The sequence below is a fragment of the Paraburkholderia sp. Cy-641 genome, assembly GCF_011752945.1.
GTDB lineage: Bacteria > Pseudomonadota > Gammaproteobacteria > Burkholderiales > Burkholderiaceae > Paraburkholderia.
The window spans coordinates 97,698-120,585 of sequence record NZ_VWWM01000013.1; the positions used below are offsets into that span (position 1 = coordinate 97,698).

General features: G+C 64.6%; 19 protein-coding genes. 10 read left to right on the top strand and 9 right to left on the bottom strand.

Annotation, left to right across the window (positions count from 1 at the left end):
• Positions 1–34: 34 nt before the first annotated feature.
• The gene (locus F3J20_RS08820) at positions 35–1,273 is read right to left on the bottom strand and encodes an efflux RND transporter periplasmic adaptor subunit (RefSeq protein ID WP_167283164.1); all 1,239 of its coding nucleotides are present in this window, start codon (positions 1,271–1,273) and stop codon (positions 35–37) included.
• 33 nt (positions 1,274–1,306) lie between these two features.
• A complete protein-coding gene (locus F3J20_RS08825) occupies positions 1,307–2,161 on the bottom strand; it encodes an alpha/beta hydrolase (RefSeq protein ID WP_167283166.1) in 855 nt (284 codons plus the stop codon).
• Positions 2,162–2,332: 171 nt separating this feature from the next.
• Here F3J20_RS08825 and F3J20_RS08830 point away from each other — a divergent pair, with 171 nt between their 5' ends.
• On the top strand, positions 2,333–3,337 hold the full coding sequence (locus F3J20_RS08830; protein WP_167283168.1) for a LysR family transcriptional regulator: 1,005 nt from the start codon (positions 2,333–2,335) through the stop codon (positions 3,335–3,337).
• 288 nt (positions 3,338–3,625) lie between these two features.
• Positions 3,626–3,931 (top strand): DUF4148 domain-containing protein, encoded by a 306-nt coding sequence (locus tag F3J20_RS08835; protein ID WP_167043678.1) that lies wholly within the window; start codon positions 3,626–3,628, stop codon positions 3,929–3,931.
• A gap of 215 nt (positions 3,932–4,146) precedes the next feature.
• Here F3J20_RS08835 and F3J20_RS08840 read toward each other — a convergent pair whose 3' ends face one another.
• The 4 genes from F3J20_RS08840 to F3J20_RS08855 all read right to left on the bottom strand — a co-directional run bounded on the left by F3J20_RS08840 (position 4,147) and on the right by F3J20_RS08855 (position 12,210).
• Positions 4,147–5,055, bottom strand: a complete 909-nt coding sequence (locus F3J20_RS08840; RefSeq protein WP_167043676.1) for a cation diffusion facilitator family transporter — start codon at positions 5,053–5,055, stop codon at positions 4,147–4,149.
• 219 nt (positions 5,056–5,274) lie between these two features.
• Positions 5,275–10,116, bottom strand: coding sequence for an NAD-glutamate dehydrogenase (locus tag F3J20_RS08845; RefSeq protein ID WP_167283169.1), 4,842 nt, complete (start codon positions 10,114–10,116; stop codon positions 5,275–5,277).
• 244 nt (positions 10,117–10,360) lie between these two features.
• On the bottom strand, positions 10,361–11,176 hold the full coding sequence (locus F3J20_RS08850; RefSeq protein WP_167283171.1) for an alpha/beta hydrolase: 816 nt from the start codon (positions 11,174–11,176) through the stop codon (positions 10,361–10,363).
• Complete coding sequence (locus F3J20_RS08855) at positions 11,173–12,210, bottom strand: M14 family zinc carboxypeptidase (protein ID WP_167043670.1); 1,038 nt, start codon at positions 12,208–12,210, stop codon at positions 11,173–11,175. Before F3J20_RS08855 ends, F3J20_RS08850 begins: the two co-directional genes overlap by 4 nt.
• A gap of 328 nt (positions 12,211–12,538) precedes the next feature.
• On the opposite strand from F3J20_RS08855, the gene phnC reads away from it, so the two are divergent.
• The 3 genes from phnC (at position 12,539) to phnE (ending at position 15,317) form a co-directional block, all read left to right on the top strand.
• Positions 12,539–13,426, top strand: a complete 888-nt coding sequence (gene phnC, locus F3J20_RS08860; RefSeq protein ID WP_167283173.1) for a phosphonate ABC transporter ATP-binding protein — start codon at positions 12,539–12,541, stop codon at positions 13,424–13,426.
• 71 nt (positions 13,427–13,497) lie between these two features.
• Positions 13,498–14,472, top strand: coding sequence for a phosphonate ABC transporter substrate-binding protein (phnD, locus tag F3J20_RS08865; protein WP_167043667.1), 975 nt, complete (start codon positions 13,498–13,500; stop codon positions 14,470–14,472).
• Positions 14,469–15,317, top strand: coding sequence for a phosphonate ABC transporter, permease protein PhnE (gene phnE, locus F3J20_RS08870; protein ID WP_167043665.1), 849 nt, complete (start codon positions 14,469–14,471; stop codon positions 15,315–15,317). The genes phnD and phnE overlap by 4 nt, the downstream gene beginning before the upstream one ends.
• 68 nt (positions 15,318–15,385) lie before the next feature.
• On the opposite strand, the gene F3J20_RS08875 is transcribed toward phnE, so the two are convergent.
• Entirely contained in the window at positions 15,386–15,730 is a 345-nt protein-coding gene (locus tag F3J20_RS08875) for a DUF4148 domain-containing protein (protein ID WP_167043663.1), read from the bottom strand.
• A 255-nt stretch (positions 15,731–15,985) separates the two neighbouring features.
• Here F3J20_RS08875 and F3J20_RS08880 point away from each other — a divergent pair, with 255 nt between their 5' ends.
• Positions 15,986–16,492 carry a thioesterase family protein gene (locus F3J20_RS08880; protein WP_167283174.1) on the top strand — a complete coding sequence of 169 codons (507 nt, stop codon included), beginning with the start codon at positions 15,986–15,988 and terminating at the stop codon, positions 16,490–16,492.
• A gap of 106 nt (positions 16,493–16,598) precedes the next feature.
• Here the strand turns inward: F3J20_RS08880 and F3J20_RS08885 are convergent, their stop codons facing one another.
• Complete coding sequence (locus tag F3J20_RS08885) at positions 16,599–17,561, bottom strand: response regulator (protein WP_167043659.1); 963 nt, start codon at positions 17,559–17,561, stop codon at positions 16,599–16,601.
• Between the two features lie 419 nt (positions 17,562–17,980).
• On the opposite strand from F3J20_RS08885, the gene F3J20_RS08890 reads away from it, so the two are divergent.
• Together F3J20_RS08890 and F3J20_RS08895 are read left to right on the top strand one after the other, a co-directional pair.
• Positions 17,981–18,991 carry a hypothetical protein gene (locus F3J20_RS08890; protein WP_205299256.1) on the top strand — a complete coding sequence of 337 codons (1,011 nt, stop codon included), beginning with the start codon at positions 17,981–17,983 and terminating at the stop codon, positions 18,989–18,991.
• A gap of 416 nt (positions 18,992–19,407) precedes the next feature.
• Entirely contained in the window at positions 19,408–20,568 is a 1,161-nt protein-coding gene (locus F3J20_RS08895) for a porin (protein WP_167283176.1), read from the top strand.
• A gap of 60 nt (positions 20,569–20,628) precedes the next feature.
• Here F3J20_RS08895 and F3J20_RS08900 read toward each other — a convergent pair whose 3' ends face one another.
• Entirely contained in the window at positions 20,629–21,510 is an 882-nt protein-coding gene (locus F3J20_RS08900; protein WP_167283178.1) for a LysR family transcriptional regulator, read from the bottom strand.
• A gap of 124 nt (positions 21,511–21,634) precedes the next feature.
• On the opposite strand from F3J20_RS08900, the gene F3J20_RS08905 reads away from it, so the two are divergent.
• Positions 21,635–22,396, top strand: coding sequence for a TerC family protein (locus F3J20_RS08905; RefSeq protein ID WP_167283180.1), 762 nt, complete (start codon positions 21,635–21,637; stop codon positions 22,394–22,396).
• A 162-nt stretch (positions 22,397–22,558) separates the two neighbouring features.
• Positions 22,559–22,840: a zf-TFIIB domain-containing protein gene (locus F3J20_RS08910; protein ID WP_167043649.1), complete on the top strand. Its 282-nt coding sequence runs from the start codon at positions 22,559–22,561 to the stop codon at positions 22,838–22,840.
• Positions 22,841–22,888: the final 48 nt, after the last annotated feature.

Consider the following 22,888-nt stretch of genomic DNA (forward strand, 5'->3'; position numbering starts at 1 on the left):
TTAACGTTGAAACATGCGCGCTGGCGCGTGCGGCTCACGAATTGCCCTTTGTGCTCTTCGTGCTGTCCGCGCCGGTGTCCGCCTTCGCGCGCGTTTGCGCGAGCGGTGCGCTGTTCGGGTCCTGGTCGGCCGTCATCGGCACCATGTGTGCGCGAACCGCATCGCCGGGACGCACGCGCTGAATGCCGTTCACGACGATGCGGTCGCCCGGCTTCAAACCGTCCTTGACGACGCGCAGATCGCCCTGCATCGCGCCCGTCGAGATCTCGCGATAGACGACGTGGTTGCCCTGATCGACCACGAGCACGAACTTCTTGTCCTGGTCGGTGCCGACCGCGGCATCGTCGATCAACAGCGCCGGATGCGGCGCGCTGCCGCCCACTTTCACGCGCGCGTAAAGGCCCGGAATCAGCGCGCCGTCCGCGTTGTCGAACTTCGCGCGCACACGGATGGTGCCCGACGACGTATCGAGCCGGTTGTCGACCGACTCGATCGTGCCGCTGCGCGAGTAGCCGGTTTCATCGGCGAGACCGAGTTCGACCGGCACCTTGCTGCCGTCCTTCGCGCGGCTCAGGTATTGCAGGTAGGTCTGTTCGTCCGCGTCGAACGATGCGTAGATCGGCGAAACCGACACGAGCGTGGTCAACGGCGCGGCACTCGCGCCCGCCGACACGACGTTGCCGACCGTGATCTCCGCGCGCGACACGCGGCCCGACACCGGCGCCGTGATCTTCGTGTAGCCGAGATTGATGCGCGCGGTTTCGAGCGCGGCTTGCGCGGCCTTCAGGTTCGCGCTCGCCTCGCGCGCGGCGTTCTGCTTCTCGTCGTAGTCGCGCTTGGCAATGGCGTTGTCGGCGATCAGTCGCTGCGCGCGCTCCCAGTCGCTTTGCGTGTAGCCCGTGCGCGCCTGCGCGGCCGCGAGCTGGGCTTCGGCGCGATCGACTTCGGCCGCATACGGACGCGGATCGATCACGAACAGCGTGTCGCCTTTCTTCACGAGCGCGCCGTCCTTGAAGTTGACCGAGACGATCGTGCCCGGCACCTGCGAACGCACGTCGACTTTCTCGACGGCTTCGAGACGGCCCGAATAACTCTGCCAGTCGGTGATCGTCTTTTGCACGACGGTCGCGACGTCGACCTCGGGCACGATGGTCGGCGCGGCCGGCGAACTCGCATCGACGCGAATCGCGCCGAACGTGCCGAGCCCGGCGAGAACGAGCACGGCTAGCGCGGCAAACGCCACGCGGCGGCGGGAAAGTGGAAGGATGGTCATATGTAGCTCCGGTATCGTTGATTGAAATTCTGTTTATCGATGCGCGCGCGTGTCGAAGCGCCACTGAAAAAAGCGCACCGCTTCCTGCAATGCGGGCGGATGATCGGCGAGCGCCGCGTGCGAAACGCTCGGATAGCGGGCCACCTGGGTCTGCACGCCCGCGTCGATCAGATTGCTTGCATACTTCTCGGCCTCGACATGCAGCACGTCGTTCTGCGCGGTCGCGATCAGCGTGGCCGGCAAACCCGCGAGCCGCGCCGATTCGAGCGGCGCCGCGTACGGATGCATGCGCTGCGAGGCTTTCGGCAGATACGCGCGATAACACGCGGCGCACTCGCTCGCGGTGATGTCGGAACCGAGGCGCCGCTCGTCGCCAAGACGCGTCAGGCTCGGATCGAGCATCGGTCCGAACAGCGCCTGCGCGGCGATCGGCACGTCGCCGCGGTCGCGCGCGATAAAGGCGAGACAGTTCGCCAGCTGGCCGCCCGCATCGTGACCGGCCACGCCGATCTTTCTGCTATTGCCGCCGAAAGCACGCGCCCGCGTCTGCACCCATAGCGCCGCGCGATGCGCGTCTTCGGGCGCAGCCGGAAACGGAAACTGCGGCGCAAGCGAATAGCCGACCGACACGACGAGCGCCGGCAAGTGTTCCGCGAAATAGCGCGCGGCAAAGTCGGCCTGCTCGATCGAACCCCGGGTAAAGCCGCCGCCGTGGAAATAAAGCAGTACCGGCAGTGCGGTCTTTTTCGCAAGCCGGTACAAACGCAGGGTGATTTCCTGTGCGTGTCCATCGATCTGTACGTCGGTGATTTCGAGTGCCGCCTCATTGGCTTCCGCGGCGCTGTCGTCCACGGGAACAAAGGAATACGGCGATTTGAATGCATCCATGTCGAGCCGCGCAAATGCGCACAAAACTTCAATGGTGCGAATTGTGGATTCGGCAGACTTGTAAATAAATGCCTATAATCCGGCAACACAATTCGGTGCCTCTGAACAATCCACCGCGATTGCTCCGCGGATTCCACTCCGCCACTGCGCCCGTCTTCATGGAGGTTTGCGATGGACCGGCTTCAGGCCATGCAAGTGTTCACCCGTGTCGTCGACACCAACAGCTTTACCCGCGCGGCGGAAACGCTCGATTTGCCGCGCGCGTCGGTCACCACGATTATTCAGAACCTCGAAGCGTTTCTCGGCACGCGCCTGATGCACCGGACCACGCGGCGTCTGTCGCTGACGCCGGACGGCGCCGCGTATTACGAGCGCTGCGTGCGCATCCTCGCGGACGTCGAGGAAACCGAAGCCAGTTTTCAGAGCGGCAACAAGAAGCCGCACGGCAAGCTGCGCATCGACATGCCGGGGTCGCTCGGCCGCCTGATCGTGATTCCCTCGCTGTGCGAATTCCACACGCGCTATCCGGACATCGACCTGCAGCTCGGTTTGACCGACCGGCCGGTAGACCTGCTGCAGGAAGGCGTGGATTGCGTGCTGCGGGTCGGCGCGCTGCAGGATTCGTCACTGGTCGCGCGCCGCATCGGCCTGTTCGAGGGCGTGACCTGCGCGTCGCCGGACTACATCGAGCGCGCGGGCATGCCCGCGTCGCTCGAAGATCTCGACAACCATAAGGCCGTCAATTACTTCTCGAGCCGCACGGGCCGCACGCTCGACTGGGCGTTCCTCGTGAACGGCAACGAAGTGGAAGTGAAGATGAAGAGCATCGTGTCGGTCAACGACGCGGATGCCTACGTGACTTGCGGACTCGAAGGCTTCGGCCTGATTCAGCCGGCGCTCTTCATGGTGCTGCCGCATCTGCGTTCGGGCCAGCTCGTCGAAGCGCTGCCGGAGTTGAAGCCTCTGCCGATGCCGATTTCCGCCGTCTATCCGCACAGCCGCCATCTGTCGCCGAAAGTCCGCGTGTTCGTGGACTGGATCGCGGAAGTGTTCGAGCGTTGCCCGCTGCTGAGCGGACGCTACAGTCTCGACGCCACCTGCACGAAGCGCACTTTGGAAGAACGCGAGTCGGCCCCGGTACGCGATACGCCGATGATGACCGAGTGGGTCGCATGAGAACCTCATCAGCGTCCCCGACGCGCTGCGTGGCTCTGCCCACATTGAAGTACTCAAAAGTACGCAAACTGAAACAGTGAATTACAGCCGCGGCTCCAATGCCGCGGTTTTTTTAAAGCCTCGTCGCAGCCTGCGCAGTCGCGGCGATGGCCAGGCCTCTCGCGCGATTGTTCTGAAATCGCGACAATTCATTTCGCGAAAGCGGGATTTACCCGTACCGCACCGACCTCTACAGTTCACCCTGTCGCAGCGCCATCCGCGCTGCCAAGGAATCGACAGGAGTGAATCATGAAACGCAATCTGCTGGCAGGTCTCGCTCTTTCGCTGCTCGTCAGCGCTCCGGTATTTGCGCAAGGCGGTGGCGGCATTGGCCGCGCGGGCACTTACGACACGCAACCGGCGGCGGCCGCGAGCACGAAAACACGTGCCGAAGTCAAGGCCGAACTGGTCGCCGCGTATCGCGACGGTTCGCTGCCCTCGCTCAATCGCAACGCGTATCCGGACAAAGGTCTGATCGGCCAAACGCAAACGGCCCGTATCGCGCTACAGGAAGGCACGAGCGGCAACGTGACTCGTGTAGCGGCAGGTCAGTAACGCATCAGCCAAAGCGCGCTCGGCGCGACGATCGATTTTCCATCGGAAGTGGCCGCCGATTCGTCGCCCGCGCACTCTTCATCAAGGAGCTCACCATGACACCGTCGGAACTGGACAACTGGAATAGCGATACGCCCGTGTGGATACCGTATCGTCCGTCGCACCATTGAGATTGAGTGTGGGTTGTTGCTCGCGGCACCGGCTGTGACGCGGCTTTATGCTTCGCGCGGCACGTCGGGCTCGAAGAACACCCAACGCACTTGCGGAAAGGTGGCCTGCAAATCGGCTTCGATCACGTTGATCGCATCGACCATCGCGCGGCCGCTCGCATAATCGATCATTTCCGCCTGCACCGCGACGACGACATGACGCCCCCATTGCAGCGTAATCATATTGATGATGCTGCGAATCTCCTCGCGCGCATGCAGATGCGCCTCGATCGCGCGGCGCACTTCCGGGCTCGCCGACTCGCCGACGATCATCGATTTCACTTCACGCGCAACAAGCCACGCAATCACCATGAGCAGGAAACCCACGCCGATCGAACCGAGCGCATCATAGACAGGATTGCCGGTCACCATCGTCAGTAGCACTGCGATAAACGCGATCGCGAGACCCGCCAGCGCGGCAATATCCTCACCGGCCACGACGAGCAGCTCGGCTTCGCGCGTCTCGCGAAACCAGCGCCACAGGCTTTTATCCGGATGCGTCTTGCGAATCTCCTTGACGGCGCCCCATAGCGACAGCGATTCGAGCACCACCGAAATCCCGAGCACCGCCAGCGCGACAAACGCAAACTGCAACGGCTCGCGCGCCATCACACGATGTACGCCTTCATACACCGAGAACGCGCCGCCGACAAAAAACAGCAGCAACGCAACGAGCAGCGAATAGAAATTGATTTCGCGGCCGCTGCCCATGGGATGCAAGGGACTGACCGGCTTGCGCGCTTCGCTCAGGCCGAATAGCAGAAGCAGTTGATTGCCGCAGTCGGCGGTAGAGTGAATCGCTTCGGCAAACATCGCGCCGGAACCCGTAAACGCCGCCGCCGCGAACTTGCAGACAGCGATACCGAGATTGGCGGCGAGTGCATAAAAAATGGCTTTCGGCGATTCTTCTTTCATCTTCGGGAAGGCATCCGTGAGTTTTATCTGAGTTTTATCGGAAGTTGCCGACAGGCAACTCCCGTATTATGAACACGGCGAGTTGGACACATCCAACTCGCCGCGCTGAGCCGCGTCATCTTATGCTACCTCGCTCCACGAGCTGCCGATGTACGCGGTCGGTAGTCGAGCCCTTCCATGCGCGCCGTCTCTCCTGTCGCCACGCTCCCCCTCGGACGCTCACTGTGCCCTTTCCAGTGCCGCCATCTCGCGCACGACCACGAGCAGAACGGAAAGACTCGCGCCGCCGGTGGCGCGCAAGTCGGCCAGCAAACGCGTATAACGCTCGATCTGCGCGGCACGCTTTTCGTGCCACGCCTGCACGAGCGAGTCCGGCGTCGATGCCTCGTTCGCGTCCGCCAGCACGCTCGTGGTCAGCGCGCGCTTGAGTCGCGCGAGTTCGGCCAATGCCGAGGCGCGCGCCAGCATGTCCCAGTGCGTCGGTGCCGGCAGCGAAGCCGCGCGCTCGCTGATCCAGCCATAGTTCAATAGCGTGCCGAGCGCGAAGTAGACGCCTGCCACCTGTTCGAGACTGCGCCCGCACGTCGATGCAACTTCGGCGATATCGAGCAGCGCCGCCGATACCTCGCCGCTCGCGATACGCACCGCGAGGTCGCTATCGACACCGGCATCGACGAAGCCGCGCTGCCGCTCGGAAAGCGCTTCGAGATCCGCGCGCGGCAGCAACGCGGGCCATTGCGGCGCGAGGCGCTGCGCCGCATCGCGGCAGCGCGCGAGCAAACCAGCCACGTCGTCGCCGGCCGCGCCCGATTGCAGATGCCGCAAGAACCACAGCGCCGAACGTTCGACGAGCCGCGCGACTTCGGCGAACATGCGCGCCTGCACGTCATCGGGAACGCGGTTGTCGAGCGCGTCGATATCACTCCAGATCCGGTCGAGATCGAACACGTCGCGCGCCATGATGCAGGCACGCACGATATCGCCGGGCTGCGCGTCGGTTTCTTCCATCAGCCGATGCACGAACTCGCAGCCCACGCGATTCACCAGTGCATTGGTCAGATGCGTCGCGAGAATTTCACGGCGCAGCGGATGGCGCTGCATCGGTTCGCGGAAACGCTGCCGCAGTGGTTTCGGGAAGTACTCGATCAGCATGTCGCCGACGAGCGGGTCTTCCGGCATCGACGAATCCAGCAGTGCGTCATATAGCCACATCTTGCTGTAGGCGAGCAGCACGGCGCGCTCGGGTGTCGTCAGGCCCTGCTTCGCGGCCGCGCGTTCGGCGATTTCCTCGTCGGTGGGCAGAAACTCGATCACGCGATTGAGCCGCCCCGCACGTTCCAGATAGCGCATCAGGCGCGCTTCGGCATCGAGCAGTTCGACGCCGAAGCGGCCCGCGATCGACAACGCCTGGGTCTGATAGTAGTTGTCCCGCAGCACGAGCAGGCCCACTTCGTCGGTCATTTCGGCGAGCAGGGCATTGCGCTGCTTCTCGGTCATCTCGCCGTCGGCGACGACAAGCCCAAGCAGAATCTTGATGTTGACTTCGTGATCCGAACAATCGACGCCTGCGGAATTGTCGATCGCATCGGTATTGATGCGGCCGCCGCGCTGCGCGAATTCGATGCGCCCCAATTGCGTCAGGCCGAGATTGCCGCCCTCGGCCACGACCTTGCAGCGCAGATCGGCGCCGCTCACGCGAATCGCGTCGTTCGCGCGATCGCCGACCTGCTGATGCGTTTCGCGGCTCGCCTTCACATAGGTGCCGATGCCGCCGTTATAAAGCAGATCGACCGGTGCCTGCAAAATCGCGCGCATCAGTTCGGCCGGCGCGAGTGCCGCCGCGTTGATGCCGAGCGCGGACTGCACCGCCACCGACAACGGAATCGTCTTCGCGCTGCGCGGGAACACGCCGCCGCCCGCCGAGATCAGCGACGGATCGTAGTCCGCCCAGCTCGAACGGTCGAGCATGAACAGCCGCTCGCGCTCGGCGAGACTCGCGGCCGGGTCGGGATCGGGATCGAGAAAGATGTGCCGGTGATCGAATGCGGCAACGAGCCGGATATGCGGCGACAACAGCATGCCGTTGCCGAACACGTCGCCCGACATATCGCCGACACCGACCACCGTGAAGTTCATGCTCTGCGTGTCGACGCCCATCTCGCGGAAGTGCCGTTTGACCGACTCCCATGCGCCGCGCGCGGTAATGGCCATCTTCTTGTGGTCGTAGCCGACCGAGCCGCCCGACGCGAACGCATCGTCGAGCCAGAAGCCGTATTCCTGCGAGATCGCGTTCGCGTAGTCGGAGAAGGTGGCCGTGCCTTTGTCGGCGGCGACGACCAGATACGGGTCGTCGGGATCGTGGCGCACCACGTCGGGCGGCGGCACGACGTCGGTGCCCGCGAGATTGTCGGTCACGTCGAGCAAGCCGCGCAGGAAGGTCTGATAGCACGCGACGCCTTCGCGCATCCACGCATCGCGCTCGCTTTGCGGCGGCGGATTCTTCACGACGAAGCCGCCCTTCGAGCCGACCGGCACGATCACGACGTTCTTCACCATCTGCGCTTTCATGAGGCCGAGCACTTCCGTGCGGAAGTCTTCACGCCGGTCGGACCAGCGCAAACCGCCGCGCGCGACGCGCCCGCCACGCAAATGCACGCCTTCGACACGCGGCGAATAGACCCAGATCTCGAACATCGGTTTCGGCTCGGGCAAGCCCGGCACCTGCGCCGGGTCGAACTTGAACGACAGGTACGACTTCGGCCGCCCTTCGGCGTCGTAGCGATAGTAGTTGGTGCGTTTGGTCGCCTTGATGACGCCGAGGAACTGCCGCAATATGCGGTCCTCGTCGAGATTCGGCACCTGGTCGAGCGCGCTCTCTATCGCCGCGAAACGGCTTTCGACGCGCGCCTCGCGCACCGCGCCGAGCGCCGGATCGAAGCGCGCGATAAACAGTTCGACGAGCATGCGCGCGATCGCCGGATTGCCGGTCACCGCGCGCTCGATATACGCGTCGCTGAACGTCGAGCCCACCTGGCGCAGATACTTCGCGTACGCCCGCAGAATCGTCACCTCGCGCGCATTCAGTTGCGCGCGCAAGACGAGGCGATTGAAGTCGTCGCTTTCGATCGCGCCGGTCCAGACCTGCTCGAACGCTTCCTCGAACAGGTCCTTCACGCGCTCGATGTCGAACTCGGCATCGTCCGCGAGTTCGAGGCCGAAGTCGTGAATCCATGCCGGCGTCGCGCCCAGTGCCTCGATCAGATAAGGCCGCTCTTCGTCGACCCGCACGCCGAGATGTTCGAGCATCGGCAAGCTGCGCGACAACGCGATCGGCTGGCCCGCGCGATACACCTTGAAGCGGAACGCGCGCGGTCCCGATTCGATCGGGCGGTACAGGTTCATCGCAAGCCTTTCGCTGCCCTGCACGCGCTCGATCAGCTCGATATCGCGCACCGCCGTGCGCGCCGGATAGTCGTCGCGATAGCCGGCGGGAAATGAGTCGCCGTAATGCTGCAGCAGACGGTTGCCGTGCTCTTCGCCATACACGTCGAGCAGCGCGTCGGCGAGATCGTCCTGCCAGCGGCGCGCAACCTGTACGAGCCGCGCTTCGAGCTCGCGCGTATCGACGTCCGGCATGCCGCCCGGTTTCGCATGGACGACGAAATGAATCCGCGCAAGCGTCGACTCCGAGAGCAGCGGCGTGAATTCGACGTTCTCGCCGTTGAACGCATCGGCGAGCAGGTTGGCGATACGCTGCCGCAAATCGGTGTTGTACTTGTCGCGCGACACGAACACGAGGCACGACACGAAGCGGTCGAAGCGATCACGCCGCACGAACAGACGCGTGCGCTGATGCTCCTGCAAACGCAGCACGCCGAGCGCGGTGTCGTAGAGCTGATCTTCGTCGGCCTGGAACAGTTCGTCGCGCGGGTAAGTTTCGAGCACCGTCACGAGCGATTTCGCCAGATGTCCCTTCGGCAGGAAAGCGGCGCGGCGCACGATATTGGCGCATTTGCGCCGCACGATCGGAATTTCCGCAGCCGAAACGAAATACGCGGTGGACGTGTAAAGGCCGATGAAGCGCCGCTCGCCGCTCACCTTGCCGTCCGCGCCGGTCAGCTTGATGCCGACATAGTCGAGATAGCCGGGCCGGTGCACGGTGGCACGCGAATTGGCCTTGGTCAGAAAGATCGGCGACGTGCCGGCAATGATCTCCGTCGCAGCCGGCGGCAGCGGCGTGATTTCCGCGGCGCCGGCGGGCCGCAGCGCATCGCGCAGAATGCCGAGGCCCGAGCCCGGCACGGCGCGCAAACCATAGCCGCTGTCCTGCTGCACGAGTTCGTAGTCGCGCTGGCCGAGAAACGTGAAGTGATCGGCGACCATCCATTCGAGGAACGCGCGCGCTTCGACGCCTTCCGCGCCCGTCTCGCGAACCTTGAGGTCCTGGATCGTCGCCTTCGCGCACTCGATCAGCTTCGGCCAGTCTTCCACGGCCGCGCGCACGTCGCCGAGCACGCGCGCGATGTCGTCGCGCAGTGCGTCGAGTTTTGCGGCATCGCCGCAACGGTCCACTTCGAAGTGAATGCACGAGGTCAGGTGCGAACGCGTATCGCCGGCTTCCTCGGCACCCTGGCTCACGCGCTCGATGCTGCCGTCGGTCGCGCGCCAGATGCGAAACACCGGATGCACGACCGAATGCAGCGCGAGCCCCTCGCGGTTGACCGCCATCGACACCGAATCGACGAGAAACGGCATGTCGTCGTTGACGATCTCGATCACCGTATGATCGGAGTGCCAACCGTGCTGTTCGAGGATCGGGTTATAGACGCGCAACCGCTGCTGGCCCGGCGCGAAGCGCTGCGCGGTTTGCCAGTGCGCGAGCGCCGCGCCGTAGAGATCGGCGATCGAGCGGCTTTGCAGATCGCCGCTGTCGACGAAATCGTAGTAATGCCGCAGGAAAGGTTCGACGATGTTGAAGGTCGGCTCGGGCAGCCGTCCACGCGCAAATTCGACGACATCGTTCAGCAGGTGCGTGACGGCTTCTTCGTTCTTTGCTTGCATGATCGACTCCCCTGGCTGGCGGCAATGGTGAGTATCGTGTGATTCGCAGGCAACGTCTGACAATGGATTATGCGCCCGTCGCGCGCAATCAGATCGATCGGCGCGCTCAGGTAATACCCGCTGCGTTTTTTCGCGGCGCCGCCGCGCATCGCGCTGCACTGCGGCAGTCCGCGCCGGCTGACGGCGAGCGGCTGGCGGCGCGGCCCGCTTACGGCGCGGGTCTGGCCGCCGCGCTTGCTGGCATCTACGCCGTGGCCGGCCCGTCCCGCTGCTCCAGCCATGCGCGAATCTGCGCCGCCATCCACGCCGGATCGTCGTGCGGCAGATCGTGCCCGGCCCACGGGTGCACGCGATGCCCGGTCCGCCAAGCCGCCGCGAGCTTCGTCGAACAGGCCGGGTTGACGAGCCGATCCGCCCGCGCGGAGAGGATCAGCAAGGGACAACGCGGCGCGGCGCGCGCCGCCGTGAAACGCGCCGCGGCCCATAGCTGCCGCAGCGCATTCGCGCGGCTCACGGGCGCGGCGCGGCGAATCCGCGTCCACGTATCAATATCGGTGCCCAATGTTTCGACGTTATTGCACGTGAGCCGATGAATGCCGCGCTCGGCCTCGACAGCATCGCTCCAATGCATGGCGATGCCGAGCAGACCCGGCCACGCCGACGGCCGCAGCCGTTCATGCGGACGGCTGAACGGCCGCATGCTCGTGTTGATCAGCACGAGCCGCTCGATGTCCTCGGGATAGCGCTGCGCCCAGTCGGTCGCCACCATGCCGCCGAGCGACATCGCCAGCACGCTGTACGGCCCCGGCGCCCCCGTTTGCAGAGCCGCTTGCCGCACGAACGCCACCATGCCCGCGACCGTCGCCGGAGCGCGCCGATCCGCGAACTCGCCGTTACCTGGCAGATCGAGCAGCAGCAGGCGCGGGCACGCGGCATCGCGCAAGGCCTCGCCCGATGAGTGGCTCGCGGTCTGGCTCAAATGCTCGCGCAACGCATCCGGCAGATGCCCCCAGTGCCGGGTTTCGCGCGTAAGTCCGCGCAGCAGTATCCAGGTGCTCATACGGCGTCCGGCCTGTACCAGAGATCGATCGCGCTTTCCAGCATCTGCTCGCGGCGCTTGCCTTGCGGCAGCCAGCGTTGCGACGAAAACGCCGCGCGCGCGAGGAAGTCGAGCAGGTTCGCATGGCGCCGCAGCACGCGCGCCGTGCGATGCGCCTTGACCGGATTGAACATGCCCTGCCGCGAAAACAGCTGGCGCGGGTTCTTCTTGATCCACAGCCACGAGCCGAGTTCGAGCGTCATCGGCAGGAAGATGTTCGGCGCCGGCACGCGATCGTAAGCGTAGTCCCATAGATCGCCGTGCACGAGATACTGGTGGCTCTGCGGCTCGAACTTATAGCCGTGGTGCGGATGCGCATGCTCGAACATGCTCTTGAGCACGTACATTTCCGGCAGATGCGGCATTCGCTTGCGCGTACGCGCATAGGGAAACCAGATGCTGTCGCTCCAGCCGTAACCGGAGTGGCAATCGAGCGCGATGCTGAGCGGGCGCGTGGCCAGTTGCGTTTCGACGACCTGCAGCAGCGCGGCCGCCTCCGGCTCCATCGGCTCACCCGCACGGCCGCGATACCACGGCAGCCACGCGCCGACGCGCTGGCCGCCCGCGAGCAGCGGCACGCGCGCATCGGCATCCTGCGGCGCGTTGCGCATCAGATCGACACCGCGCGGATTCGCGCGCGTCGCCGCCCACATGCCGCCCGGATTGGCAATCGGCAGAAAGATCAGGCGAACCGACTGCAATTGCCGCACCAGCAATTCGTCCCACTCGAGCCGCGCGAGCAGCGCGCGCATGTAGTCGAGCACCAGTTGCGAGCCGATCCGCTCGAGGCCGTGAATGCCGCCGAAAAAGCCGATGGCCGGCGCGGACGGATCGGACGAACCGATGCTCGCGGTATAGACCGAAAAATGCCGGCCATGCACCGCGGTTTCGCACACGGCGCAGATTTCGAAGCTCGCACTGCCGTGGTCGAGAATCGACTTGAGATCTTCGTATTCCGCAAAGCTGTCGGGAAGAAAGCTCAAAGGGGTCGGCATGACGGCGTGAAGGATGATTGGGGACGGTCCCTGGATAACGCAATATAGCCTGGCCGCGTGTCGGCACGCGCGCGCGGCACGGTAGCGCACGAATCGTGTCATCCGTATGTCATTTTTCATTCTTCGGCGCATCGCGATCGGTGCCGCCCCGCTTCGCCGCTTCGGCTGACTTCCGGCTGACTTTGTTTTGCCATCCTGACGACATACAGGAAGGCATGAAATATATAGTCGTCTAGACGTTGCGATGCCTTCACTGAACCGTCACAGACGCTTCCTAGAATGTCCCCCACGCATACCGGCAGCGGCCGGCTGCAACGAGGAGAAACAGATGGAAACGATCCGTGAAGCCATTCGAATCGAACGTTTGAGCAAGACGTTCGGCAATGGACGCAAAGCGCTCGACGAAATCGATCTGCGAGTCGCGCCCGGCGAAATGGTCGCGCTGATCGGCGCATCGGGTTCGGGCAAGTCGACCTTGCTGCGGCACATCGCGGGCTTCACGGCCTCCGACGCCCAGCCCTCGCAGATCGAGATTCTCGGCCGGCCGATCCAGCGGAACGGCCGCATCGTCGGGGAAGTGCGCAGCATTCGCCGCGACATCGGCTTCGTGTTCCAGCAATTCAATCTGGTCAACCGGCTTTCCGTCGAAACCAACGTGCTGATCGGCGCGCTCGCGCGGCTGCCGTGGTGGCGCCGTCTGACCGGCCTCTTTCCGCAGGCCGAGCGCGCGCTGTCGCTCGCCGCGCTCGACGAAGTCGGCATCGGCGAACATGCGCGCGAACGCGCCGCGAATCTGTCGGGCGGTCAGCAACAGCGCGCGGCACTCGCGCGTGCGCTCGTGCAGCGCGCGCGCATCGTGCTCGCCGACGAACCGATCGCCTCGCTCGACCCCGAATCGTCGCGCCGCGTGATGGACATGCTGCGCGCGCTGAACGTCGAGCATGGCATCACGGTGCTCGTGTCGCTGCATCAGGTCGACATCGCAATGCAATACTGCGCGCGCACGATTGCGCTGCGGCGTGGCAAGGTCGTCTACGACGGCCCTTCCGGTACGCTCACGCCGGCACTGCTCAAGAAGCTCTATGGCGACGACGCGCACGAACTGCTCGACGACACGGCGCACGAGTCCCTTGCCGACGCCCCCGCGCAGCACAACGACACGAATCGCGCCGCCGCGCACTACCCGTTCACACTCGCTGCCGCGCCCGCGAACTAAATTCGCATCGGGCTGCAACACGCCGCATCGCCCATCCACCCCATTCCGCTCACTCAACCAGAACTTCACCCATGAAACTCCTGCGCTCACTGATTACGCTGGCTGCCGGCGCAGCCGCTTTCGCCTGCGTCGCCGCGGCTCATGCCGAAGAAATCAACCTCGGCATCATCTCGACCGATTCGTCGGCGGTGCTCAAGCAACGTTGGGAACCGCTGATCGACGACATGAAGAAGCAGACCGGCCTCGACGTGAAGGCATTCTTCGCGACCGATTACGCCGGCATTATCGAAGGCATGCGCTTCAACAAAGTGCAGATCGGCTATTTCGGCAACGCCTCGGCGCTGGAAGCCGTGGATCGTTCGAACGGCGAAATATTCGCCAAGGCACAGCACGCGAACGGCGACAGCGGCTACTACTCGCTGCTCATCACCAACGTGAACAGCCGCTTCAAGACGCTCGACGACGTCTTCAAGAACACCAAGGACGTGACGCTCGGTTACGGCGATCCGAACTCGACATCGGGTACGCTGGTGCCGGCTTACTACCTGTTCGCGAAGCACAACACGCCGGTCAATACGTCGTTCAAGAGCGTGTTGCCGTCGAGCCACGAGGCGAACCTGCTCGCCGTCGTGAACAACAAGGTGGACATCGCGACCAACAACAGCATGGCGATGGCTACGCTCAAGCGCGAGCATCCGGACAAGTTCGCGCAGGTGCGCGTGCTGTGGACCTCGCCGCTGATTCCGTCGGACCCGCTCGTGTGGCGCAAGGATCTGCCGCAAGCGACCAAGGACAAGATCCGCAAGTTCTTCCTGAACTATGCGAAGACCGATCCGCATGAAAAGGCGGTGATGGCCGGCATTACCGAATACAGCGGCTTCGAGGCTTCATCCGATCAACAGTTGCAGCCGATTCGCGAGATCGCGCTGTTCCAGCAGAAGCAGAAGGTCGAGGCCGATACGCATCTGTCCGACAGCGAGCGCAAGACCCAGCTCGCCGAACTCGATGCGAAGCTGAGCGCGCTTAGCGCACAGCAGAAGCCATGAACCCGGCCGATCTGGTCACCTCGCCCGCGCCCGCGGACGACCCGTCCGCAGCACGGGCGGCGGCGCGCGAGGCGCGGGCGAAGGCCGCCGGCAAGCTCAGCTGGCGCTCGCTGCTCGGCTGGATCGTGGTGCTGGCGGTTCTCGGCGGCACATGGCATAGCGCCGACATGCGTCCGTTCGATCTCATCAGCGACGCCGGGAACATGGGGCAGTTCGCGAAGGACTTCTTCCCGCCCGACTTCACCGAGTGGCGCACCTACGTGCATGAAATGTTCGTGACGCTCTCGGTCGCGATCTGGGGCACGGCCCTCTCGCTCGTGTGCGCGGTGCCGTTCGGCCTGATGTCGGCGCACAACATCGCGCCGATGTGGGTCGTGCAGCCGGTGCGCCGCCTCATGGATGCGTGCCGCGCGATCAACGAAATGGTCTTCGCGATGCTGTTCATCGTCGCGGTCGGCCTCGGGCCGTTCGCGGGCGTGCTCGCGCTGTGGGTGCACACGACCGGCGTGCTCGCGAAGCTGTTCGCCGAAGCGGTCGAGGCGATCGATCCGCGTCCGGCCGAAGGCGTGCGCGCGACCGGCGCGACGCCTCTCGACGAAATCGTCTACGCGGTGCTGCCGCAAGTGCTGCCGCTGTGGATTTCGTATGCGCTGTATCGCTTCGAATCGAACGTGCGTTCGGCGATGGTGGTCGGCATGGTCGGCGCGGGCGGCATCGGCGTCGTGCTGTACGAGGCGATCCGCTCGTTCGACTATGCGCAGACGTCCGCGCTGATGATCATGGTGATCGTCGTCGTGACCGTGATCGATCTCAGCTCGGCATGGCTGCGCGACCGGGTGATCTGATTCCAGGGTGATCTGATTCAATGCGCGGGGAGCGAAACCGCTCCTCGCACCGCCGCTTCCTCGATTCATCAGCGCGCGTAATTCACCACCGGCACCGAGTACGAACTCGGGACGAAATCGGCACGGCCGCCGCGCTGCGACGAACCGTGCGCCGGCGCGCCGTAGCCGCTATTCCCCACCGCCTGATTCTGGGCCGAGACCTTCGCTTCGGCCGCCTGAATATTGGCCGGATAATCGACGACGTTCTCGGTGGCCGGATCGTAACCGACCTTTTCGAGCTGGACCAATTCGGCACGCACCTGCGCGCGCGTGACCGGTTCGTTAGCCTGATTCGACTGGGCCGAGGCCGCGAGCGGCGCGGCAATGAGAGCGGCGATAACGGTAGCTTCGATCAGCGACTTGATGGTCTTCATGATGTCCAATCTCCAGAGATTGCTTCGTTCGGTTGCCGCGGCGCCTTGTGCAACGACCGGTTGTCCGCAGCGGTGAAGCCAGTTTAGAAGCCGGCTGTATCGCACAGAAGCCCCTGAACCATGAATTCACTGTTGCGCTAGCCACCACAATGCGTGGCCGGCATATCGGCCGTGCGGTCAAATCGTCATGCATTACACTGATGACGCACAACGAAGCGCCCACGCCATCGCATCCGATCGAGGAGACCCGCGCCCATGCCGCCAGCCGTTGCCCTGCCTTCCTATCGCGCAACCGTGCGCGCCGAATGGGTCGATTACAACGGCCACATGCGCGACGCTTTCTATATGCTGCTTTTCAGTCTCGCCGGCGATGAGCTGATCGATCTGATCGGCCTGCCCGACAGCGTGCGCAAGGAACGGCGGCGTTCGATCTACACGCTCGAAGCCCATCTCAACTATCTGCACGAGATCAAGGAAGGCGCGCAGGTGCGCATCGACATGCGCCTCCTCGCGCACGACGTGAAACGAATCCACCTGTACCTTGAAATGTTCGCGCTCGACGGCCAGCGCGCCGAACCCGTCGCCGCGAGCGAGCAGATGCTGTTGCACGTCGATACGAGCGGGCCGCGCAGCATCGCGTTCGATCCCGACGTCGCAGCGCGCGTGCGCGAACTCGCGGAAGCCCACGCCGCGTTGCCGCCCGCGCGCTTCGCAGGACACGTGATCGGCCTGCCGGCCGTCACACGGCGCCACGCGACATAGCGGGAGACCCGGCAAACGGGCGGGTGAACAAACGGGCGAGCAGGCGAGCGATTGCTCGCACGGAAAGAGCGCCGCCCCCGACCGGCGGGCGGCGTATCGACGCAGTTCAGCGATTACGCTGGGCGCGCCATTGCGAAAACGTTACGAGGTCGATACCGACTTCGGCCGGCTCGATACGCGTCCAGCCATAGAACGCGTCGTCCCACTCCGGAATGCCGCGCGGCGTCAGCGTCCTGAACTTCATGCCGGAGCGATAGGCGAGGTCCGGCCAGAACAGCGGCATAACCTCGCGCACCGCGAGTTGCCGCAGCAGGTCGGACGGCCCGCCCTCGTCGGCGACGATCTCGCCCTGCGAGATCCAGTCGTTCTCGGCCCACGCGACGAACACGCTCGGATTGCCCGCGCTGTCGAACATCAGGATCACGTTCTGCTCGGGCCGCCAGTAGTACTCGACGATGCCCTGCGCGGCCACCACTTCGTCGATCACCTTGCGCGTGCGCGGATCGCAGTAGGTCATGCCGTTCTCGCCGAGCGCGAGCCAGCCCGATTCCGCGCAATGGCGGCTCTTCGCGTCCTTGAGGAAATGCAGGAGACGGTTGGCCGAATCGGGATCGGTCTTGCGCAGGTACAGGTCGACGATGCCGGCGTTGAACGCCTTGACCGCGACGGTTTCATCGGCGACACCGGTGAGCAGCACCTTCGCGCAGCGCAGATGCGAGATCGACGCGAGAAATTCGACCCCGCCGATGCTCGGCATATCGTAGTCGACGACAACCGCCGCCACTTCCTCGAAGCGCGAGGGCCGCGCGACGATATCGCGCTCCGCCGAGGTCTCGACGAAACGCTCGACACCCGGCTCGCTCAGGCACGCCGACGACGACGCGAATTCGAGCGAATTCTCGCGCGCATGCTGGCGGATATAGTTGAGCGCGGTTTGCGGCCGCGTGAAAAACAGATTGGTGTGGGTGTCTGGGAAAAAACGGCGCAGCGCATCGAGGTAGCTGTCGTTGTCGTCGACAAACACAACCGTGGACGGATAAAAAACGGGGGGTCGAATAAAGTTGTTCATGTTTTCACGTGGTTCATCACGCCGCCGCTGGAAGCGCTCCCGCAGGCACAACGGCCTGCCCTGACGACGATAGCCGAACCGTGGCCGGTGGTCGGCTCCGCTGCTACATAGTACAGGCTCCCTGCATGAACAGCACAGCTTGCGTTGCAGGGCGACCGTTGTATGCCAATCGAATAAGAAACTGGCTCAAAAACGAAAATCGTAGTAAGCGCGAAAAAACAGGCGATCTCGATGATTCTCGATGACACGAACGAGGAGCAGGAACGCCGCTTGCTCACTTGCTTGCGCGCTCCATGGGTTCCAGGTTCATTCCGACATCAGCCATCCGAATAGTCTCGACGCGGCGGTGGAAAGCGTCGTCGCGGGAGCCTGCGTTTATCATCGATTAATTGCAGTTCATGAAGATTGTTGGTTTAGATATGACGAATACCGGTAAGTTGTTGATAGTCGGCCTGCTGCTGATCGATGCAGGCATCGCCGGTTATCTGCTGTTTCCCAAGGACGACAAACAGCTCGAAGTCGCCGGCGCGGTGACAGGCAGCCCCGATAACGACGCGGCATTGGACTCGCAGGGCGGCTCGCCGCGTGTGACCGGCGGCAGTGTGTTGCCGGCCTTGCCGGCCGACGGTGCTGCGGGCAAGGCGGGGCAGTTGCCGCGGTCGCAGCAGTCTGCTGGCGGGGCTTTGCCGGCACAGAATGTGGCATCGGCAGCGCCGGCCGCTCCTGCTCCGGCCCCCGCACTCGCGGCAGCGCCCGCCCCGAGTGCCGCGCCCGATGCCGGCCAGATCGTCACCGGGCGAATCGATAGTGCGGTGCCCGCTGCATCCGTTGCACCCGCACCGGCGCAGCCGCCCGTGTCCGCGCGTGCGCAGGCCCAGCCGCTCATGCAGCCGCAACCTTTGCCACAAGCGCAAGCTCAGCCGCAATTTCAACCGCAGCCGAGGCCGCGACCGGCGCAGCGCGTCGAGCAGGCACAGGTGCGCAGATACGACGTACCGCGCGCGAACGGCGCAAACCCGTATTCCAACGCGATCCCGAACGCCAATGAAGGCACGAACGCCGTCTCGGCGGCACTGACGCAGCAACTGGTGCGGGAATCGGCGAGGCCCGATCCGTCGCTGCCGATACCGTCCGGCGCCGGCGCGCCGCCGCAACCGCCAATGCCGACAATGCCACAAATGCCGATGCCAACCGGCCGTGGCTCGAACCCGGTCGCGTCGGCCATGACCGATCAGCTGGTGCGGGAATCCGCGAAACCCGATCCCTCGCTGCCGATGCCGTCCGGCGTCAGCGTGCCGCTACAGCCGCAAATGCCGGCCAGCCGGAGCACGAATCCAGCGGCATCGGCAATGACCGACCGGCTCGTGCGCGAATCGTCGAACGTCACGCCGACTCAACAGGCGCCGTCGCAGGCCGCCGGCAAGCCCTAAGGGCTGTGACCGAGATTCTGACTCGCGCAAGAACCGGCGGCGCGCATTGCGAGCCGCTGGCGCCGACTCGCGGCCTCTGACTCGTCTGCCACGCCTCGCGGCCCGACCCGCCATCAGCGAGGCCGCCCCGTGGCCGCTCATGGCATGCACCCCGATCGTGCTAATTGCCTCCGCCCTGCCCTCCCGCTGAGCGCCGGAACAGGATAAGCTTCGCCCCCTCGCTGTTTTCGCGCTCACGCCGGTGTTCCGGAAAACCCTGCCTCGTCCCCACACGGCCCGCGCGAGCCGGCCGGCGGGCGCTTGTTGCCGCCACTGGCATGCCGCGTGCTTATCGACGGCCCGCAGCCCATTGCACGACGAAGCACGACGCATCCAGATCACTCGAACAAGATCGTTTTAATCAAGGACCACTCGCCATGAAAAAGACCCTGCTCGCCGCCGCGCTGTGCGGCGCCTTCACGCTGTCCGCGCACGCGCAAAGCAGCGTGACGCTCTACGGCCTGCTCGATACCGGCCTCGTCTATACGAACAACCAGTTCGGCCACAGCAACTGGCAAGTCATGAGCAGCACGACGCAGAACACGGTGTTCGGCCTCAAGGGTTCGGAAGACCTCGGCGCCGGCCTGCACGCGGTCTTCAAGCTCGAACAGGGCTTCCTGCTCAACAACGGCGCGCAGGCGTTCTCCGGCAGCGCGTTCGGCTCGCAGGCATGGGTCGGCCTGCAAAGCGATCCGTACGGCACGCTGACGTTCGGCCGCCAGTTCGACGTGATGAACGACCTCGTCGGCCCGCTCTCCGCAAGCTTCAACACCTGGGGCGGCAGCCTCGCCGCGCATCCGTTCGAGAACGACAATCTCGCCGCGAACTCGGTCGTCATCAACAACTCGGTCAAGTACGCGAGCCCGGTCTATCACGGCGTCACGTTCGAAACGATGTACTCGTTCAGCAACAAGGCCGGCGACTTCGCGAACAACCGCTCGTACGGCTTCGGTCTGTCGTATGCGCAAGGCCCGCTCAATCTCGCGGCCGGCTATCTGCAGTTGAACAACGCGGGCAACGGCACGGGCGCCGTGACGGCCAGCGACGCGAGCGCGAACTTCATCGCGCGGCGTCAGCGCATCTGGTCGCTCGGCGGCAACTACACGTTCGGTCCGGCCACGGTGGGCCTGCTGTGGAGCCACACGCAGATCGACGACGTCGCGGGCGTGTTCTCGTTCGGCACGGGCGACTATCTCGGCGCGAGCGGCGACCCGGCCGGCACGCTCGGCGGTTCGCTGCGCCTCGACAACTACGAGGCGAACGTGAAGTACGAACTGACGCCGGCATGGAGCGTATCGGGCGCCTACACCTACACGCACGGCGCGTACAACGGCTCGTCGCCGGCCTGGAACACCGCGATGCTGCAGACCGACTACGCGCTCAGCAAGCGCACGGACTTCTACCTCGAAAGCGTGTACCAGAACGCGCACGGCGCGCCAGCTGGGTCGGTGCTGTCGCACGCGATGATCAACACGCTGTCGCCGTCGTCGACGAATACGCAGGTGGCGGTCACGGTCGGCATGCGTCACGCGTTCTGATGACGGGCGGCGCGTCGTGAAAGCGGCGCAGGTGCCGAGGGTGCTGAAAACACATCGCTCTCACGGCTGCGCCGCCGCGATCACCTGCGAGGCCAGCGCATGGTGCTGGCCGCGCCGCGAACGGATCGCGTGAATCTCTTCGAGCACGCCGTCCGCGCGGCCGAGCCGGCGCAATCCCGGCAGCAACGACAGATCGTCGGCGCCTGGCTCCGCGAGCGGAAACACGCCGAGCCCGCGCGCCGCGAACACCGCCATCAGCGCGCTGTCCTCGAATTCGCCGACGATGCGCGGACGAACGCCCTGCGCCTCGAACCAGCGGTCGAGCCGCGCGCGCAAGGCACCGTGACGGGTCGGCAGCAGCACGGGCACCTCCGCGAGACAGTGCGGAAAACTCGCGCGAACCGGCTTGCGCACGATCTGCGCGGGGCCGTACCAATCCACCGGCGAACCGGCGACACGCTGGCTCACGACGCGCAGATCCGCGCCATGCGGCGCCGGCTGACAGGCAAGTACGAGATCGAGCCGATGCAACGCCAGCTCCGACAATAGCTGCGCGGGCTCGCCCTCGTGGCACAGCAGTCGCAGCGACGGCGTGGCCAGCACCGGCGCGAGCAGCGCATGCGCGGCGAGCTTCGACATGCCGTCCGACAACCCGACCGCGAAGCGCACCGCGCCTGCGCCGGTCGCCTCGCGCATTTCGTCGAGCAAGGCCTCGCCGAGCTGGAAGATCTGCTCGGCGCGATTGAACGCCTGCTCGCCGGCTTCGGTCATCGCGACGCCGCGCCCGGCCGGCTTCAGCAGCTGACGCCCGAGCGCTTTTTCGAGCTCGCGCACCTGTGCGCTGATCGTCTGCACGGCCATGTCGAGCCGTTCGGCGGCGCGCGCGAAACCGCCTTCCTTCACGACGATCCAGAAATAGTACAGATGACGGTAGTTGAGCATGCTCGTTTGATACTTCGAAAAAACCGATGTATTGCTCAGCTTATCACTGGTTTATTCGAACCATGAAAATCCCGATCATGACGGTTCCGCCACCACCGGCGCATCGCCTTTGACGAACCATCTCATGGATACCCTGCTCGCCCTCGCCGCCGATCCCGCCACCTGGGCCGCGCTCCTCACGCTGATCGTGATGGAGATCGTGCTCGGCATCGACAACCTGATCTTCATCTCGATCCTCAGCAACAAGTTGCCGGCCGCGCAACGCGCGCGCACGCAGCGCCTCGGCCTCATGCTCGCGCTGGTGATGCGGCTGACCCTGCTCGGCACGGTCGCATGGATCGCGCAGTTGACCGAAGCCGTGTTCACGCTGTTCGGCCACGGGTTTTCGTGGCGCGATCTGATCCTGCTCGGCGGCGGCCTGTTCCTCGTGTGGAAGGCGACGAGCGAAATCCGCCATCACGTGACCCACGCGGACGACGTCGCCGCCAAGGCAAGCTCGACCGTGCAGTTGGGCGTGGCGGCCGCGATCGGCCAGATCATCGTGCTCGACCTCGTGTTTTCGGTCGACAGCATCATCACCGCGGTCGGCATGACCGAGCACATGCCGATCATGTTCGTCGCGGTGATCGTCTCGGTCATGGCGATGCTGTTCGCCGCGCAGCCGCTCGCGCGCTTCATCGAGCGCAATCCGACCATCGTGATGCTGGCGCTGAGCTTCCTGCTCGTGATCGGCATGACGCTGATCGCCGAAGGTTTCGGCTCGCACGTGCCGAAGGCTTACATCTACGCGGCGATGGCGTTCTCCGCATTCGTCGAGATGATGAACATGCTCGCGAGGCGCGCGAAAGCGAAGCCGGCGAAGCGGGTGGAAGGTGTCTCGCGTTGACGGCCGCCGTCACTGCGGCTCGACAGCGCGACTGCGAGCCCCGGTGGCGTACCTCTGGTCCCGCGTGCGTGAAATGCGGTTGGAAAGTTTGAGGGTTGTTTGAAGGTTGTTTGAAAAAGGGCATCGGCCCATTCGATGCCCGCGAACACAAGGAGCTTCATCATGAAATGCCCTGTCTGCACGACGACCGATCTGCTGATGACCGAGCGCCGCTCGATCGAGATCGACTACTGCCCGAACTGCCGCGGCGTATGGCTCGATCGCGGCGAACTCGACAAGCTGATTGCGCAGGACATAGGCGACGCGGGCCCCACACGCGACGATGCGCGGCACGCAGAGCGCAGGTATGAAGGAGAGCGCCAGCGCGGCCACGACGAGCGCCGCGCGGACTATCGCGGCTACCGGAAGAAGCGTTCGATTTTCGACATGTTCGATTTCGACTGAACGCTTCGGCGCGGCGCGAACCTCAGCGCGAACCCCGGCATGAACGCC

Excerpts from the sequence above, each read along its gene's own strand:
- F3J20_RS08830 (WP_167283168.1), top strand. The coding sequence starts at position 2,333 with ATGGACCGGCTTCAGGCCATGCAAGTGTTCACCCGTGTCGTCGACACC.
- F3J20_RS08840 (WP_167043676.1), bottom strand. The coding sequence starts at position 5,055 with ATGAAAGAAGAATCGCCGAAAGCCATTTTTTATGCACTCGCCGCCAAT.
- F3J20_RS08875 (WP_167043663.1), bottom strand. The coding sequence starts at position 15,730 with ATGAAGACCATCAAGTCGCTGATCGAAGCTACCGTTATCGCCGCTCTC.
- F3J20_RS08820 (WP_167283164.1), bottom strand. The coding sequence starts at position 1,273 with ATGACCATCCTTCCACTTTCCCGCCGCCGCGTGGCGTTTGCCGCGCTA.
- F3J20_RS08825 (WP_167283166.1), bottom strand. The coding sequence starts at position 2,161 with ATGGATGCATTCAAATCGCCGTATTCCTTTGTTCCCGTGGACGACAGC.
- phnC (WP_167283173.1), top strand. The coding sequence starts at position 12,539 with ATGGAAACGATCCGTGAAGCCATTCGAATCGAACGTTTGAGCAAGACG.
- F3J20_RS08880 (WP_167283174.1), top strand. The coding sequence starts at position 15,986 with ATGCCGCCAGCCGTTGCCCTGCCTTCCTATCGCGCAACCGTGCGCGCC.
- phnD (WP_167043667.1), top strand. The coding sequence starts at position 13,498 with ATGAAACTCCTGCGCTCACTGATTACGCTGGCTGCCGGCGCAGCCGCT.
- F3J20_RS08900 (WP_167283178.1), bottom strand. The coding sequence starts at position 21,510 with ATGCTCAACTACCGTCATCTGTACTATTTCTGGATCGTCGTGAAGGAA.
- F3J20_RS08855 (WP_167043670.1), bottom strand. The coding sequence starts at position 12,210 with ATGCCGACCCCTTTGAGCTTTCTTCCCGACAGCTTTGCGGAATACGAA.
- F3J20_RS08845 (WP_167283169.1), bottom strand. The coding sequence starts at position 10,116 with ATGCAAGCAAAGAACGAAGAAGCCGTCACGCACCTGCTGAACGATGTC.
- F3J20_RS08835 (WP_167043678.1), top strand. The coding sequence starts at position 3,626 with ATGAAACGCAATCTGCTGGCAGGTCTCGCTCTTTCGCTGCTCGTCAGC.
- F3J20_RS08895 (WP_167283176.1), top strand. The coding sequence starts at position 19,408 with ATGAAAAAGACCCTGCTCGCCGCCGCGCTGTGCGGCGCCTTCACGCTG.
- F3J20_RS08885 (WP_167043659.1), bottom strand. The coding sequence starts at position 17,561 with ATGAACAACTTTATTCGACCCCCCGTTTTTTATCCGTCCACGGTTGTG.
- F3J20_RS08905 (WP_167283180.1), top strand. The coding sequence starts at position 21,635 with ATGGATACCCTGCTCGCCCTCGCCGCCGATCCCGCCACCTGGGCCGCG.
- F3J20_RS08850 (WP_167283171.1), bottom strand. The coding sequence starts at position 11,176 with ATGAGCACCTGGATACTGCTGCGCGGACTTACGCGCGAAACCCGGCAC.
- F3J20_RS08910 (WP_167043649.1), top strand. The coding sequence starts at position 22,559 with ATGAAATGCCCTGTCTGCACGACGACCGATCTGCTGATGACCGAGCGC.
- phnE (WP_167043665.1), top strand. The coding sequence starts at position 14,469 with ATGAACCCGGCCGATCTGGTCACCTCGCCCGCGCCCGCGGACGACCCG.
- F3J20_RS08890 (WP_205299256.1), top strand. The coding sequence starts at position 17,981 with ATGACGAATACCGGTAAGTTGTTGATAGTCGGCCTGCTGCTGATCGAT.